Source organism: Marinobacter sp. CP1, from assembly GCF_001266795.1.
Lineage (GTDB): Bacteria > Pseudomonadota > Gammaproteobacteria > Pseudomonadales > Oleiphilaceae > Marinobacter > Marinobacter flavimaris.
In genome coordinates, this window is sequence record NZ_CP011929.1 from 3,993,908 (window position 1) to 4,008,906 (window position 14,999).

15 protein-coding genes and 1 tRNA gene are annotated in these 14,999 nt (G+C 56.6%); 15 read left to right on the plus strand and 1 reads right to left on the minus strand.

Translation table 11 applies throughout. The features are described from left to right. The 7 genes from flgL to secF all read left to right on the plus strand — a co-directional run bounded on the left by flgL (position 1) and on the right by secF (position 6,991). Positions 1 to 1,239 (plus strand): flagellar hook-associated protein FlgL, encoded by a 1,239-nt coding sequence (gene flgL, locus ACP86_RS18400; RefSeq protein ID WP_053115012.1) that lies wholly within the window; start codon positions 1 to 3, stop codon positions 1,237 to 1,239. A gap of 82 nt (positions 1,240 to 1,321) precedes the next feature. Beyond that, a tRNA-Leu gene (locus ACP86_RS18405) sits at positions 1,322 to 1,408 on the plus strand. A 35-nt stretch (positions 1,409 to 1,443) separates the two neighbouring features. After that, positions 1,444 to 2,547: a tRNA preQ1(34) S-adenosylmethionine ribosyltransferase-isomerase QueA gene (gene queA, locus ACP86_RS18410; RefSeq protein ID WP_053115013.1), complete on the plus strand. Its 1,104-nt coding sequence runs from the start codon at positions 1,444 to 1,446 to the stop codon at positions 2,545 to 2,547. Positions 2,548 to 2,561: 14 nt separating this feature from the next. Then, positions 2,562 to 3,683 carry a tRNA guanosine(34) transglycosylase Tgt gene (gene tgt, locus ACP86_RS18415; protein WP_053115568.1) on the plus strand — a complete coding sequence of 374 codons (1,122 nt, stop codon included), beginning with the start codon at positions 2,562 to 2,564 and terminating at the stop codon, positions 3,681 to 3,683. Positions 3,684 to 3,712: 29 nt separating this feature from the next. Next, positions 3,713 to 4,075: a preprotein translocase subunit YajC gene (yajC, locus tag ACP86_RS18420; protein WP_053115014.1), complete on the plus strand. Its 363-nt coding sequence runs from the start codon at positions 3,713 to 3,715 to the stop codon at positions 4,073 to 4,075. A gap of 95 nt (positions 4,076 to 4,170) precedes the next feature. Beyond that, complete coding sequence (gene secD / locus ACP86_RS18425; protein ID WP_053115015.1) at positions 4,171 to 6,045, plus strand: protein translocase subunit SecD; 1,875 nt, start codon at positions 4,171 to 4,173, stop codon at positions 6,043 to 6,045. After that, positions 6,038 to 6,991, plus strand: a complete 954-nt coding sequence (gene secF / locus ACP86_RS18430; RefSeq protein WP_053115016.1) for a protein translocase subunit SecF — start codon at positions 6,038 to 6,040, stop codon at positions 6,989 to 6,991. The genes secD and secF overlap by 8 nt, the downstream gene beginning before the upstream one ends. Positions 6,992 to 7,074: 83 nt before the next feature. On the opposite strand, the gene ACP86_RS18435 is transcribed toward secF, so the two are convergent. Continuing rightward, entirely contained in the window at positions 7,075 to 7,875 is an 801-nt protein-coding gene (locus ACP86_RS18435; RefSeq protein ID WP_053115017.1) for an inositol monophosphatase family protein, read from the minus strand. Between the two features lie 183 nt (positions 7,876 to 8,058). On the opposite strand from ACP86_RS18435, the gene trmJ reads away from it, so the two are divergent. The 8 genes from trmJ (at position 8,059) to ACP86_RS18475 (ending at position 14,983) form a co-directional block, all read left to right on the plus strand. Further along, positions 8,059 to 8,922: a tRNA (cytosine(32)/uridine(32)-2'-O)-methyltransferase TrmJ gene (gene trmJ / locus ACP86_RS18440; RefSeq protein WP_075267705.1), complete on the plus strand. Its 864-nt coding sequence runs from the start codon at positions 8,059 to 8,061 to the stop codon at positions 8,920 to 8,922. Next, entirely contained in the window at positions 8,915 to 9,688 is a 774-nt protein-coding gene (cysE, locus tag ACP86_RS18445; RefSeq protein ID WP_053115569.1) for a serine O-acetyltransferase, read from the plus strand. Before trmJ ends, cysE begins: the two co-directional genes overlap by 8 nt. A gap of 78 nt (positions 9,689 to 9,766) precedes the next feature. Continuing rightward, on the plus strand, positions 9,767 to 10,264 hold the full coding sequence (iscR, locus tag ACP86_RS18450; RefSeq protein WP_008174321.1) for a Fe-S cluster assembly transcriptional regulator IscR: 498 nt from the start codon (positions 9,767 to 9,769) through the stop codon (positions 10,262 to 10,264). Between the two features lie 22 nt (positions 10,265 to 10,286). Beyond that, positions 10,287 to 11,435, plus strand: a complete 1,149-nt coding sequence (locus ACP86_RS18455) for an IscS subfamily cysteine desulfurase (protein ID WP_008174323.1) — start codon at positions 10,287 to 10,289, stop codon at positions 11,433 to 11,435. Positions 11,436 to 11,503: 68 nt separating this feature from the next. Next, positions 11,504 to 11,932, plus strand: a complete 429-nt coding sequence (ndk, locus tag ACP86_RS18460; RefSeq protein WP_008174325.1) for a nucleoside-diphosphate kinase — start codon at positions 11,504 to 11,506, stop codon at positions 11,930 to 11,932. Between the two features lie 63 nt (positions 11,933 to 11,995). After that, positions 11,996 to 13,108, plus strand: coding sequence for a 23S rRNA (adenine(2503)-C(2))-methyltransferase RlmN (rlmN, locus tag ACP86_RS18465; protein ID WP_008174327.1), 1,113 nt, complete (start codon positions 11,996 to 11,998; stop codon positions 13,106 to 13,108). A gap of 74 nt (positions 13,109 to 13,182) precedes the next feature. Continuing rightward, positions 13,183 to 13,956, plus strand: coding sequence for a type IV pilus biogenesis/stability protein PilW (pilW, locus tag ACP86_RS18470; protein ID WP_008174329.1), 774 nt, complete (start codon positions 13,183 to 13,185; stop codon positions 13,954 to 13,956). After that, positions 13,946 to 14,983, plus strand: coding sequence for a RodZ domain-containing protein (locus tag ACP86_RS18475; RefSeq protein ID WP_008174331.1), 1,038 nt, complete (start codon positions 13,946 to 13,948; stop codon positions 14,981 to 14,983). Before pilW ends, ACP86_RS18475 begins: the two co-directional genes overlap by 11 nt. Positions 14,984 to 14,999: the final 16 nt, after the last annotated feature.

Sequence of the window (14,999 nt, forward strand, 5' to 3'; positions counted from 1 at the left end):
ATGATCAGAATTTCATCACAGCAGATTTTTTCAGGCGGTATTAATCGGCTCCAGGAGCTCAATACCAGCCTGAATAACACCCAGCAACAGATCTCGACTGGCCAGAGGGTAAACAAACCTTCCGACGATCCGGTCGCTGCGGCGCGCATTCTGAAGCTGGATCAGGAGCTTTCGCGGGTTGAAACCTATCAGCGCAACGTCGACCTGGCGGACAACCGTCTGAAACAGGAAGAAAATGCTCTTTCAAGTTCGATCGATGTGATTCAGCGGATCCGGGAGCTGACGGTTCAGGCGGGTAATGGGTCATTGTCGGCCAACGACCGGCGGTCGATTTCTTCGGAGCTGGAGGAACGCCTGGGGCAGCTCGCCAATATTGCCAATACCCGTGATGCCTCCGGCGAATACATCTTTAGTGGATTCCAGGGCTCGGTAAAGGCCTTTGAGCAGGATCCCTCAGGCAGTTGGATTTACCAGGGCGACGAGGGCCAGCGAGTCCTCGAAATTGATGATGGTGTCACCGTTCCGATCAGCGATAACGGCAAGGACATTTTCGTAAGAGTTCCTGCGGCCATCACCGGCGAACACAGCACGGTGAGCACGCCGGGCGCTTCTATTTCAGGCGTCAAACTGGTTAACGAGGCGGATCTTGCTGCCGCTTACTCGGGCTCATTTCCTGACGATATTACAGTCGAGGTTATTGATCTGGGGGGTGGGAATCCTCCCGAATTGCGGGCGTTTGATAGTCAGGGCATTGCCTTGCCGGTTGACCCGGTTGTCTACGAAAGTGGGGAGCCTTTTACGGTTGCTGGTGTTGAGGCGACCATCACAGACGCGGTCCCTGGCGCCGGTGACGTGTTTACGCTGAAGATCAACGAAAAACAGTCGGTGTTCGGCACCATTGAGAACCTGATTTCCGGTTTGAACAACATCGACAAGAGCAGTCCGGATGGGCAGGCCCAGTACGACGACCTGATTGCTAATTCCCTGATCAACCTCGATAACGCCCAGGAAAGCATTATCCTCAAGCAGACGGAGTTGGGAGGCCGGATGAACGCGGTGGAATCGACCAAGTCATTCCTGGAGGATTCGTCGGTCTACAGCAATGAAATACGGTCCCAGCTGCAGGATGTGGACTACGCAGAGGCCATCAGCACCCTGAGTTTCCAGAGCTTCGTGTTGCAGGCGGCCCAGCAGTCGTTTGCCCAGGTTTCGCAGCTGTCACTGTTCGATCGATTGTAAAACTCTGAGCCGGCGGGCAGTTGTGTCCGCTGGCTTATTGCTTTCGCGATTTAGCTCAGTATAATCCCCAACACTCTCCGATGGCGGCGTGGTGAAATTGGTAGACACGACGGATTCAAAATCCGTTGGGGTAAAACCCGTGGCGGTTCGAGTCCGCCCGCCGCTACCATCTTCTTTTCTTCGGCGTCGTTAACAGTCCATTCCATGAATGTCTCCGATTTTCATTTTGACCTGCCGGACGAATTGATCGCCCGCTATCCACTCAAGGATCGCAGCGCGTCCAGGCTGCTTTGTCTCGACGGCCTCTCTGGCAAGCTTGACCACCGAATATTCAGTGAACTCCCTGAGCTGCTTCAACCCGGCGACTTGCTGGTGTTTAACAACACCCGGGTGATCCCTGCGCGCCTTTTTGGCAAGAAGGAGACCGGTGGGCAGGTAGAAGTTCTGGTTGAGCGGGTAACCGGAGAACATGACATCATCGCCCATGTTCGAGCCTCAAAAGCATTGAAACAGGGGCAGAAGGTTATCCTTGAGGATGGCACTTCTTTGAGAATGGCGGGGCGGGACGAAGCGCTGTTTCATCTCGTCTGTGAGTCTGAGGAGCCAGTGCTTGAGGTGCTCGAGCGGATTGGCCACATGCCACTGCCGCCCTATGTGGACCGTCCGGACGAATCCACCGATCGGGAACGCTACCAGACCGTTTACGCCCGGGAAGCAGGCGCCGTAGCCGCCCCCACGGCGGGTCTGCATTTCGATGAGGGCTTGCTGGAGAAACTGGCCGCCTGCGGCATTGAAAGTGCCTTTGTGACCCTGCACGTCGGTGCCGGCACATTCCAGCCGGTACGGGTCGATAAAATCGAGGATCACACCATGCACAGTGAGGTGGTGAACGTTCCCCAGGATGCCGTCGACGCCATCGAACGAACCCGTGCAAGGGGAGGGCGTGTGGTTGCCGTAGGTACCACGTCGGTTCGTTCCCTTGAGTCGGCCAGCCGTGGTGGTCGCCTGAGGGCGTTCACGGGCGAGACCGACATCTTCATTTACCCGGGTTACCGGTTTCAGACCGTGGATGCCCTGATCACCAACTTCCATTTGCCGGAATCCACCCTGATCATGTTGGTCAGCGCGTTTGCCGGCTATGACAACGTCATGTCGGCCTACCGGGAAGCGGTAAAGGAACGCTACCGCTTTTTCAGTTACGGTGACGCCATGTTTATCAACGGTCAGGAACCCAGCCGGGGCATGTTGCTCGGGGCGACCGTGGAATCCAATGAAGCCGGTAACGATAATGCCGGGGAGGCTTTGTGACACAAACCTGTTTCATGTCGTTCGAAAAACTGGGCGAGGATGGGCGCGCCCGCCGTGGCCGGCTGACGTTTCCCCGCGGAACCGTTGAGACCCCCGCGTTCATGCCTGTCGGCACTTACGGCACGGTCAAGGGTATGCTGCCCCGCGATATCCACGAAATCGGTGCTGAAATCATTCTGGGGAACACCTTTCACCTGATGCTTCGGCCCGGTACTGAGGTGGTCAAGGCCCATGGCGACCTTCACGATTTCACACAATGGCATGGGCCTATCCTGACCGACTCCGGCGGTTTCCAGGTGTTCAGTCTGGGTGAGATGCGCAAGATCACCGAGGACGGGGTTACCTTCCGTTCTCCGGTAGATGGTTCGCCGGTGGAGCTGTCACCGGAGATTGCGATCCAGGTGCAGCGGGATCTCGGGTCGGACATCGTTATGATATTTGACGAGTGTACGCCTTATCCGGCCACCGAGCGTCAGGCAAAAGATTCCATGGAACTGTCGCTGCGATGGGCGCAACGGAGCAAAGATGCCCACGAGGGGAATCCTGCGGCGTTGTTCGGCATCGTTCAGGGCGGTATGTACGAAGGCCTGAGGGACCGCTCTCTGGAAGGGCTTACAGAGATCGGCTTCGATGGCTACGCCATTGGCGGTCTGTCGGTTGGCGAGCCCAAGGAAGACATGATCCGGATTCTCGACCACTTGCCGCCGAAAATGCCGGAAGACAAGCCGCGGTACCTGATGGGCGTGGGCCGGCCGGAAGATCTCGTCGAGGCGGTACGTCGCGGTGTCGACATGTTCGACTGTGTAATGCCTACCCGCAATGCCAGGAATGGCTATCTATTTACGTCAACCGGGATCGTAAAAATCCGCAATGCCCGGCACCGTCATGACACCGCGCCGCTGGACGATCGCTGCGACTGTTATACCTGTAAGAATTTTTCGAGAAGTTATCTCCATCATCTGGATAAATGTGGAGAAATGCTTGGCTCACAACTGAATACCATCCACAACCTCCGGTTCTACCAGAACCTGATGGCTGGATTGCGTGGGGCCATTGAAGCAGGTACATTGTCGGACTTTGTAACCGACTTCTATGCTCTGCGCGGAGAGACCGTTCCGCCCCTGGGCAATGTTTGATCTATTCGCTAAACCAACGGAGATATTCAATGAAAGCTATTAAAATGCTCGTTGCCGGCCTTTTGGCTCTGATGCCTGCTCTTGCCATGGCGCAGGACCCGGCTGCTCAGGGAATGGGTGTTATGGGCCAGGTGATCTTTTTCGCCGGCTTCATCCTGATTTTCTACTTCCTGATCTGGCGCCCGCAGTCCAAGCGTGCGAAAGAGCACAAGGCTCTGATGTCCGGCCTGAATAAAGGTGATGAAGTTGTGACCTCTGGTGGTGTTGCCGGCAAAATTACCAAGGTGACTGACGATTTCATCGTTGTGGAAGTTGCTGACAACGTAGAGATCAAGGTCCAGAAAGTAGCCGTTGCTGCGGCGCTGCCGAAGGGCACGCTCAAGGACATCTGAGCGGGGGCCATTTAGCCGGCCATCCCTGGTGGCCGGTTTGAATCTTCCTGGCTGAAACACCAAGTCTGGCCGCTAGGCCGGCTACAAGGGATCCCATGCTGAACAAGTATCCGCTTTGGAAAAACCTGGTTATCCTGGTCGCGCTCGTGATCGGGTTTATCTACGCTTTGCCCAACCTCTTCCCCGACGACTACGCCATCCAGATTACCGGCGCCCGCAGTAGCACCGCGGTGAATGCCGGTGTGCTCGACAGGGCCGTTGGTGTGCTGGAAAGCCGGGGCATCGAGGTGAAAAGCAGTACTCTTCAGGATCGGGATGCTCTGATCCGTCTCACCAACTCTGAAGACCAATTGCAGGCCCGTCCCCTGGTGCAGGCTGCTCTTGGAAACGAATACCTGGTTGCACTGAATATGGCCGCCTCCACGCCCGGTTGGCTGAAGAGCCTGGGTGCCGGCCCGATGAAGCTGGGTCTGGACCTTCGTGGCGGTGTCCACTTCCTGTTGGAAGTCGACATGGAAACCGCAGTCAGCCAGCGTCTGGATGCCATGTCTGGCCAGATCAAGCGGGAGTTGCGGGAAGAGCGGATCCGCTATCGTGGCGGAGATGTTCAGGATAACCGCGAGATCGTTCTCAGCTTTCGTGATGAAGCCTCCCGCACCGAAGCGTTCAACATGGTGCATGACCAGTACAACGAATTCCTTCTCGATGAGCAGACCGAGGGTGATGAATTCCTCCTCGTCCTGACGCTCTCCGAGGCTGAGGTCACTGCGATTCAGGACTATGCTCTGGAGCAGAACCTCACAACGATCCGTAACCGGGTGAATGAGCTCGGTGTTGCTGAGCCCCTCGTTCAACAACAGGGTGCCGACCGGATTATTGTTGAGTTGCCTGGCGTACAGGACACCGCACAGGCCAAGCGCGTACTTGGTGCAACCGCGAACCTTGAGTTCCGCATGGAGGCCCGCCAGGACGCCCCCAGCAGCGAGACCGAGGAGTTTGGTTTCCGGGATCAGCCACAGCGCACCGCGCGCCTCGAGCAGGAGGTGATCGCGACCGGTAACAACGTGGCCAATGCCCAGCAGGCGTTTGACGAAAACGGCCAACCCCAGGTCAATATCACCATGGATTCCGTCGGTGGCGACCTGATGAACCGGGCCACCCGCAATGCTATTGGCCGCAGGATGGCCGTGCTGTTCATCGAGTACCGCACGGAAACCGAAACCAGAATGGTAGACGGCGAGCCTCAGGAGGTGGAGAACCGCGTTGTGGAGAAAGGCATAATCAGCCTTGCCACAGTGCAATCCGCTCTGGGCAGCAGTTTCCGGATCACCGGGCTTGATTCCATTCCGGAAGCCGCAGAACTGGCGCTGCTCTTGCGCGCCGGTGCACTTGCCGCCCCGATGTATTTTGTTCAGGAGAGGACCATTGGTCCGAGCCTCGGCCAGAAAAATATAGACGCCGGCATGATGTCCGTTGCGCTTGGCTTCGGGCTGGTGCTGCTCTACATGCTTGTCTACTACCGCGGATTTGGCGTGGTAGCGAACATTGCGCTGACACTGAACCTGATGCTGCTCGTTGCGTGCATGTCGATCCTCTCGGCGACACTGACCCTGCCAGGCATCGCCGGTATCGTTCTGACCGTCGGTATGGCGGTGGATGCCAACGTGCTTATCTTTGAGAGGATAAAGGAAGAGCTGAAATCGGGCGTGCCGCCCCAGACGGCCATCAACTCCGGTTATTCCCGAGCCTTTGTTTCCATCTTTGATGCAAACATCACCACATTGCTGGTTGCCGTGATTCTTTTCGCAATGGGTTCCGGCCCCGTGAAAGGGTTTGCGGTGACACTCTGCATCGGGATTCTGACGTCGATGTTCTCTGGCCTGATGGTCAGCCGGAGCATCGTTAACATTATTTACGGCGGCCGCAGGGTCGAGAAGCTGTCGATCGGAGGAAAGCTCGCCAATGTCTGAAGATCAAAAGCAACCGTTTGATTTTATGGGTTTGCGGAAGATTGCTTCCGTAATTTCCATCTCGCTGATCGTTGTGTCTATCGCGCTGTTGGCCATCCGTGGCTTGAACCTGGGTATGGATTTCACCGGCGGCACCTCTGTTGAATTTGAATATGCAGAGGCTCCGGAACTGGATGAAATCCGCTCCAGGCTGACGGCTGCCGGCTACGAACAGTTTTCTGTTCAGAACTTCGGGGCTGACACCACGGTATTGGTGCGCATGGCTGAAGCTGACAATGATCAGCTGGCACCTGAAGTTACCCGAACCCTCGAGGAGGGGGGCGCGGAGCTGGAATTGGTAAGCTCCGAGTTTGTCGGTTCCCAGGTTGGTGAGGAGCTCAAGGAGGACAGTGGCCTCGGATTGCTGATTGCCCTTGCAGTGGTGCTGATTTACGTGGGTATGCGCTTCCAGTTCAAATTCGGTATTGCCTCGGTGGTGCCTCTGGCTCACGACGTCATTATCGTTCTGGGTGTATTTGCGTTATTCCAGTGGACCTTCGATCTTACCGTTCTGGCTGCGTTGCTTGCGGTCATTGGTTATTCTTTGAACGATACCATCGTTGTTGCTGACCGCATCCGGGAGAACTTCCGCAAAATGCGTGTGGGTGAGCCCTGGGATATCATCAACGAATCCATTCATCAGACCATTGCACGCACCATCAATACATCCGGGACAACGCTTGTCGTGCTTTTTGCGTTGTATTTCCTGGGTGGTGAGGCAATCAACAACTTCGCCCTGGCTCTGATTATTGGTGTGGTCGTCGGTACCTACTCTTCCATATACGTGTCTGCGAATCTGCTGATGGTGATGGGCGTGTCTCGAGATGACCTGATCGTGCCGGCAAAAGAAGGCGCGGAAAATGCCGAAGAAGAAGAGCAGCCGCCGGAGTGGCTGAACCGGATGTAATCGTAGTTGTTCCCCGATTTCCGGGCATAAAAAAACCGCCACACAATGTGGCGGTTTTTTTGTGTCTCAGAGAGCCCGGGAGTTCAGCGGGGCAGACGGCCCCGGAACGGATGCAGGACCTTGAGCACTTCGCGGAACAGCTTCGGGTTTGCAACCACCAGCTGGCGGGCGTTCCCGGTGGACGGATTGCCCGAGAAATCACCGGTCAGGGCACCGGATTCCATGGCCAGAGTGACGCCAAGATCCAGCTCGGCTGCTTCCGGACGGAAGATGATGGCTGCGTCCATCAATCCGGCGGACACACGGGCGATATCCAGCACCACGCAGCCGGAGGTACGGAACATACCGGAATCCCTGGCCAGTACAGCGGCCATTTCGCCCCAGAGCATCGGATCCTCGCTCTTTCGAGCCTGGTCCAGCAGGTTGGTAGCGATGGCGGCTTTCTCCGGAAGCTTGATTTCCGAAGCGCGCACGCGGCGGCTGTTGAGCGCCGCACCATGGCCTCGGCTGGCCGAGTATTCCTCGCCGGTAACGGGGTTAACCAGCAGCAGGTTTTCAGTTCGGTTATTCTTTTTCTGGGACAGGGCCAGAGCGAACTCCGGAATGCCCCGCAGGAAATTTTCACGGCCCAGGACAGGGAAAATATGCCAGCTCTTTTCGCTGGTTCCGGCATCCGCTTCGTTCAGGGGCGCGATGCTGTGGTCCTTGTAGGCTTTTTCGAGCTGTTCGGCAAAATTGTCATAAATAGATTGCTCAACCCGTTCCAGCTGACGACGGCGTTCTGAGTCGTCCTTGCCGGTAGGTTCCTGGCGCTCGAAATGGGCTTTCAGATAATCAGACCCCTGACGCGCGACGCGCAGGGCCATTTTAATAGCTGGTTGCATCTGAGTGTTCATTATCCGGGTGTGTGAAGGCCGGGTATCATAGCAAAAGATCACCCCGCTTGTATGTTTTTTGACTCAGCAATAGCACGAATAACCAGAGGTTACGGGTACTCCGGAGGGGCAGGGTGCCTTTGCTTTCTGCTATCATTGCCGCCCTGATCAATAACCTTGGGCCTGCTAACAATGCATAAAAGCGCACTTCCACAGGAAGGGACGGAAACATTCCAGGATCAGATCCGGATCGTTCTGGTTGAGACATCCCATTCAGGCAATATCGGCGCAGTCGCCCGTGCCATGAAAAATATGGGGCTCGGCAACCTGTGGCTGGTCAACCCGTCTTCGTTTCCGGACGAGGCTTCATACGCCCGTGCGGCGGGGGCTTCAGATGTGCTTGATAGCGCCCACGTGGTGTCTTCGCTCGATGAGGCGCTTGCCGACTGCGTTCTGGTAATGGGTACCAGTGCCCGGGGCAGAAAAGTCCCCTGGCCGGTGTGCGCCCCGCCCGAGGCTGCGGCCGCGGCCGCAGAGCACGCCGGCAGTGGCCCGGTGGCCATGGTGTTCGGCAGGGAGAACCATGGTCTCAGCAACGATGAGCTGCAGCGTTGTCATTATCATATTCATATTCCCTCCAATCCCGATTACAGCTCTCTCAACCTGGCCATGGCGGTGCAGGTCATGTGCTATGAATTGCGGATGTATTACCTCCGAAGCCTTGAAGGCGGTGAGGGAAGCCCATACTTAAAGTCGATGACCCGGCCCGGGGACGAAGGATGGGATGTGCCGCCGGCGAAAGTCCACGATGTTGAGGGCTTCTTCGGGCATCTTGAGCAGGTGCTTATCGATGTTGATTTCCATCGGCGGGAGAACCCCAGGCAGCTTATGACGCGCTTGCGGCGGCTGTTCCAGCGAGCCAGACTTGATCAGATGGAGATCAATATCCTCCGGGGCATCCTCACCGCTGTGCAGAAAGCGTCGGGCACGCGGAACAACAGCAAATCAACCGAGGCCGATACTGCGGCGACGGAACAGGACAATGGCCATGTTTGAGCGTTTGCGGGAAGACATTAACAGCGTGTTCCATCGGGACCCCGCCGCCAGGAATACCTTTGAAGTGCTCACCAACTATCCCGGTTTGCACGCACTGCTTTTCCATCGGTTTTCCCATTGGTTGTGGAGTTTGGGATTGAAATGGCTTGCGAGGACCATTTCGACGATCGCCCGTTGGCTTACCGGCATTGAGATTCATCCGGGTGCAACCATTGGTCGTCGCTTCTTCATCGACCACGGCATGGGTGTTGTTATTGGTGAGACTACGGTGATTGGCGACGACGTAACCCTCTATCAGGGCGTTACGCTGGGCGGAACCAGCTGGAACAAGGGTAAGCGGCATCCCACGATTGGCAACAGTGTGGTGGTTGGTGCCGGCGCCAAGATTCTGGGGCCTTTTGAAGTAGGCGAGGGTGCCAAGATTGGTTCAAACTCGGTGGTTACCAAGGCAGTGCCAGAGGGAGCAACCGTTGTAGGTATCCCTGGCCGCGTTATTGTCAAACGCCAGGGCGAAGACGATGCCCGCCGCAAGGAGATGGAAGAGCGAATGGGCTTCGATGCATACGGCGTTACAGAAGAAATGCCGGACCCCGTCGCACGGGCCATGCGCTCGTTGCTTGATCACATGCATGCCGTGGATGACCGCATAGAGAATATGTGCAAGGCGTTGCGCAAGGTGAACAGTGAATACCAGAATGGCGAACTGCCACCGCTCCACGAGGAGGATTTCGATTGCGTGCGAGACGACGAAGAGGTGCGGCGCTGAATACTTGACTGAAATGGTTGGTCAATTCATACTCTGTTCTGCATTTTTGAGATTCAATCCCGCCATGGGGCTGACGCTATGAAGTTGACCACCAAAGGCCGCTATGCCGTTACGGCAATGCTGGATCTGGCTCTGCATGGAGACCAGGGGCCGGTGAGTCTGGCCGATATATCGGCGCGTCAGGAAATCTCACTGTCCTACCTGGAGCAGCTTTTCTCCCGTCTCCGCCGCCAGAAACTGGTTGTCAGTATTCGCGGTCCCGGTGGTGGATACAGGCTCAGTCGTCCTGCGGCTGATCTCTACATTGCCGAAGTTGTTGATGCCGTCAGCGAATCGCTGGATACCACCCGGTGCGGCAACAAAGGCGATTGCCAGAATGGCGAGAAATGTCTGACCCACCACCTCTGGTCTGATCTCAGTGATCAGATTCATCAGTTTCTCAGCGAGATCAGTCTCGGAGATCTGATGAGGAAGCATGAAATTCGCCAGGTTGCGGACCGGCAAAATCGCCGCCAGTCCGACAGTGGCTCTGAAACCATCAATACCGAACGCCTGTCCGATCAGGCGCCGGCCTGACACCAACAAGTTTCCGGAATCCATGAAAAAGCCCGTTTATATGGACTACGCGGCCACCACGCCCGTTGATCCAGCCGTTGCTGATGAAATGATGAAATACCTCACGCTGGATGGTGTATTCGGTAATCCGGCATCCCGCACCCACGCCTATGGTTGGCAGGCAGAAGCCGCAGTGGAAGCTGCACGCAAGAAGGTCGCCAGTCTCGTTCACGCTGATCCGCGGGAGATTGTCTGGACCTCGGGGGCAACGGAATCAGACAACCTCGCCATCAAAGGGGCGGTTGCCGGCCGGCAGGGCGCTCATATCGTTACCTCCAGGATCGAGCACAAAGCGGTTGTTGATACCTGCAAGTGGCTGGAGCATCAGGGTACTGAAGTCACCTGGCTGGAGCCGGCAGCCGACGGAACCATCGGTTTTGATCAGGTGTTGGACGCGCTCAAGGAAAATACCGTGCTCGTCAGCCTGATGTTGGTGAACAACGAGCTTGGAACAATCAATGATATTGCCGCCATTGGTGCCGAATTGCGCCAGAGAGGCATTCTTTTTCACGTAGACGCCGCCCAGGCCGCCGGCAAGATGGCAATTGATGTTGGCTCCATGCCGGTGGATCTGCTGGCGCTTTCCGGCCACAAGGTTTATGGCCCGAAGGGCGTCGGCGCCCTGTACGTCAGGCGGTCGCCAGATGTTCGTATTGAGGCGCAGATTCATGGTGGTGGCCATGAGCGAGGAATGCGCTCCGGAACGCTCCCCACCCATCAGATTGTCGGAATGGGAAAGGCGTTCGAGATCGCCCAGTCCGCGCTTGAACAGGAAGTGGAGAAGCTGGAAGCCCTGCGGGAGGCGTTTCTTTCGGGGCTCCGGCCTCTCGAGGGTGTCACTCTCAACGGCAGTGAATCCCGGCGCGTCCCGGGCATAATGAATCTTTCCTTTGAAGGCGTCGATGCGGAGTCCCTCATGCTCGGCCTTCGGGATCTGGCGGTATCCTCCGGTTCGGCCTGCGCTTCAGCCACGGTAGAGCCCTCATATGTGCTTCGTGGCATCGGGTTGAGTGAACAGCAGGCCCATCGTGCGCTGCGCTTTTCCATCGGCCGCTACACCACGAACGAGGAAGTGGCGTTTGCCAGCGCGCAAATAGTTGATGTTGTTAGTCGCCTCCGCGCAGTGCGGTAGGAAGTTTGCCCCGGACTGCGTATAATCGCAGGCCAGAATTTTAACCATCCACAAACTGGAGAAATACCATGGCAACTGAGCGCACGCTCTCGATTATCAAGCCCGACGCGGTAGCAAAGAACGTGATCGGCGAAATTTACAGCCGCTTCGAGAAAGCTGGGCTGAACATCGTTGCTGCCAAGATGATGCACCTCACCCAGGAGCAGGCAGAAGGCTTTTACGCAGAGCACAAAGAGCGTCCGTTCTTTAACGACCTGGTTGCATTCATGACCTCCGGTCCGGTGGTTGTGCAGGTTCTGGAAGGTGAAGGCGCGATCCTTAAAAACCGTGACCTGATGGGCGCGACCAACCCGAAAGAAGCCGAGGCGGGCACTATCCGCGCTGATTTCGCATCGTCCATCGACGCAAACGCCGTTCACGGCTCTGATTCCGCGGCTTCTGCCGAGCGCGAAATCGCTTACTTCTTCAATGACAACGAGATCTGCCCGAGGGGTTGATTGCGTTGATCGGGGGCGATCATCCGGTCGCCTCCGAATTGATTATCTGATCGAGGTTATGAAATGACAGCGGCCGCTGAAAAAACCAATCTCCTGGGAATGCCAAAAGCAAAGCTCGAGGCCTTCTTCGAGTCCCTGGGAGAGAAGCGTTTCCGTGCCACTCAGGTTTTGCAGTGGATCCATCAGCGTGGCGCCGATGACTTCGATCAAATGACCAATATGAGCAAGGCGCTTCGGGAAAAGCTGAAGCAGGTTGCCGAGATCCGTGGTCCTGAGGTGGTGTACGACGAAACCTCCAAAGACGGCACCCGCAAGTGGGTGATGCGCATGGATAACGGCAACAGCGTGGAGACGGTACTGATTCCCGATGGCGAACGCGGCACACTCTGCGTTTCCTCACAGATTGGTTGCAGCCTGGACTGCACCTTCTGCTCCACCGGCAAGCGGGGCTTTAACCGTAATCTGACTGCGGCGGAAGTCATTGGCCAGGTGTGGGTTGCGCGCAAGGCCTTCATGCCGTTTGAGCCGGGCCCCGATCGGCCGATTACCAACGTGGTCATGATGGGCATGGGCGAGCCCCTGCTCAATTTTGACAATGTCGTGGACGCCATGAACCTCATGATGGAGGATCTGGCGTACGGGATCTCCAAGCGCCGGGTGACCCTCAGTACCTCTGGCGTGGTGCCCGCGCTGGATCGCCTGTCGGAAGTTACCGATGTTTCACTGGCCATTTCCCTGCATGCCCCGAATGATGAACTGCGTAACAAACTGGTTCCGTTGAATAAAAAGTACCCGATCTCAGAGCTGCTTGCGGCCACCAAGCGGTATTTCGCCCGTTTGCCAGACAAGCGTAAGGCTACAATCGAGTACACCGTTATCGAGGGGATGAACGATCAGCCCGAGCACGCCCGGGAACTGGCGGTGCTGTTGCGGGATCTTCCGTGCAAGATCAACCTGATTCCCTTCAATCCGTTTCCGGAGAGCGATTTCCGGAGACCGAGTATGAATGCCACGCGGCGGTTCCAGAACGTTCTTAACGAAGCTGGCTACATCACCACCATCAGAACCACGCGGGGCGATGACATTGACGCCGCCTGTGGGCAACTGGTCGGGCGGGTCGAGGACAGAACCCGGCGGAGTCAGCGGTATATTCAGGTTCAGCAGGTGAATCCCTGAACCAGATACGTCTTGCAGCCCAATCGAGGAAGGGGACACCCGTGATAACACCACCAGCAAACCGACGTTCATTCGTGTTGGCCACCCTGTTGCTGACCCTGCTGGTTACAGGTTGCGTTACCACTACCGACAGTCGGTTTTCACGGGAAGCAGATCAGCAGGAAGCGCTCGATAACTATGTGAAACTTGCCACGGCCTATATTGGGCAGGGCAATCTTGAACGTGCACGCCATCACCTCGACAGGGCATTGAAACTGGATTCAGATGACCCGGGCGCCAGGGCTGCGATGGGGCTTGTCTATAACGCCGAGGGTGAGCCAGAACTGGCTGAGCGTAATTTCAAACAGGCTATTTCCGAGGATCCAGGGTACACACGGGCGCGGGTTTATTACGGAGCTTTCCTGTTCGGCCAGAACCGGATGGAAGACGCGCGGGATCAATTCCGTGCTGCGTCCCGGGATACCGGTTATCAGGATCGCGGCTCGGTTTTCTTTAACCTGGGCATGACCCAGGAGCGCCTCGGAGAACTGGAAGCTGCGGCCACATCCTATCGCCGCGCAGTGGAGCTGACACGAGGCGATGCACGTTCCCTGCTGGCGCTCTCCCGGGTGTCCGTAGAGACTGGCGACTACGACGACGCGGCACGCTATTACTCGCGACTGATTTCATTGATGCAGCGAAATCAGCGTCTGGTCCACTCACCGGAGAGCCTTCTTACCGGAATCCGCATTGCCCGCTTCTACAGTGATGAAAACCAGGAGGCGAGCCTTGCGCTTCAACTCAGAAACAAATTTCCGGAGTCAGTCGAATACCAACAATATAAGGTGCTGATTTCTAATGGCAACTGAAGAAAACTCACAGCCAGCTATGAAGGAGCCCGTAGGGCGGCAGCTTCAAAAGGCACGGGAGAAAACCGGTCTGAGTACCGGTGATGTCGCAGCAGCGCAGCATTTGCGTCCTTCGGTAATCCAGGCGATCGAGTCGGGAGATTACAGCCAGATTGACAGTGAACTCTTTCTGAAAGGGTATGTCAGGGCTTATGCAAAACAGGTTGGGCTGGACGCAGATGCAGTGATTGCCGACCTCGACCAGGAACTGGAACCCATTCGGCAACAGCGGGAACAGGAGCAGGAAGCCAATCCGCTGGTAGACATCGAACGTCGCAGACGTCGTAAACGTCAGCTTGCCAAGGCTCTGTTTTTCCTGGTGGTGCTGGGCATTGCCGGATACCTTGCTTTCACCTTTCTGGCTCCTTCACAGGGCCCGGCGCCTTCCGAGCCGACGACAGAACCGGAATCAGTGCCGGAGGAGCCTGCTCCTGCTGAAGCCGAGGAATCGGCTGCGTTGGCCGAGCCAGAGCGCTCCGAACCTGTGCTTGTTGCCAGTGCTGAAGAGTCGGAATCGGCAGTTATGGAGGCGGAGGCGCCTACCGTGCAGCAGTCTGAAACAGAAACTGAGGCTCAAGCGCCTGAAACTGACGTTGGTGAAAATCAGTTGCCTGAAAACACACTGGCTACGGACGATGGCGCGGCTGATGCAACCGAGCCTGTTACCGATCAGATTCCTGCGGTCGTCCAGACCCCCGAGCCGGTTCTGGAAGACCCGAATGGGCTGTCGGATGCTTCGGACAACGGTCGACTCCAGATTCGCTTCAGTGACGATTGTTGGGTGCAGATCAGTGACGCAGCCGGTAACCGCCTGGTGAATTCGCTCCAGCGTAACGGGGATCTGATTGATATCGAGGGGCCGACGCCCTTGAGGGTTGTGATTGGCGCAGTCGATGCGGTTGAGTCCATCCGTTTCCAGGGCGAGCCAGTGGATATCGGTGGCTACCGGGTTGTTAACAACCGGTCAGAATTCACCCTGACAATCTGAAATTTGATCAAATTTT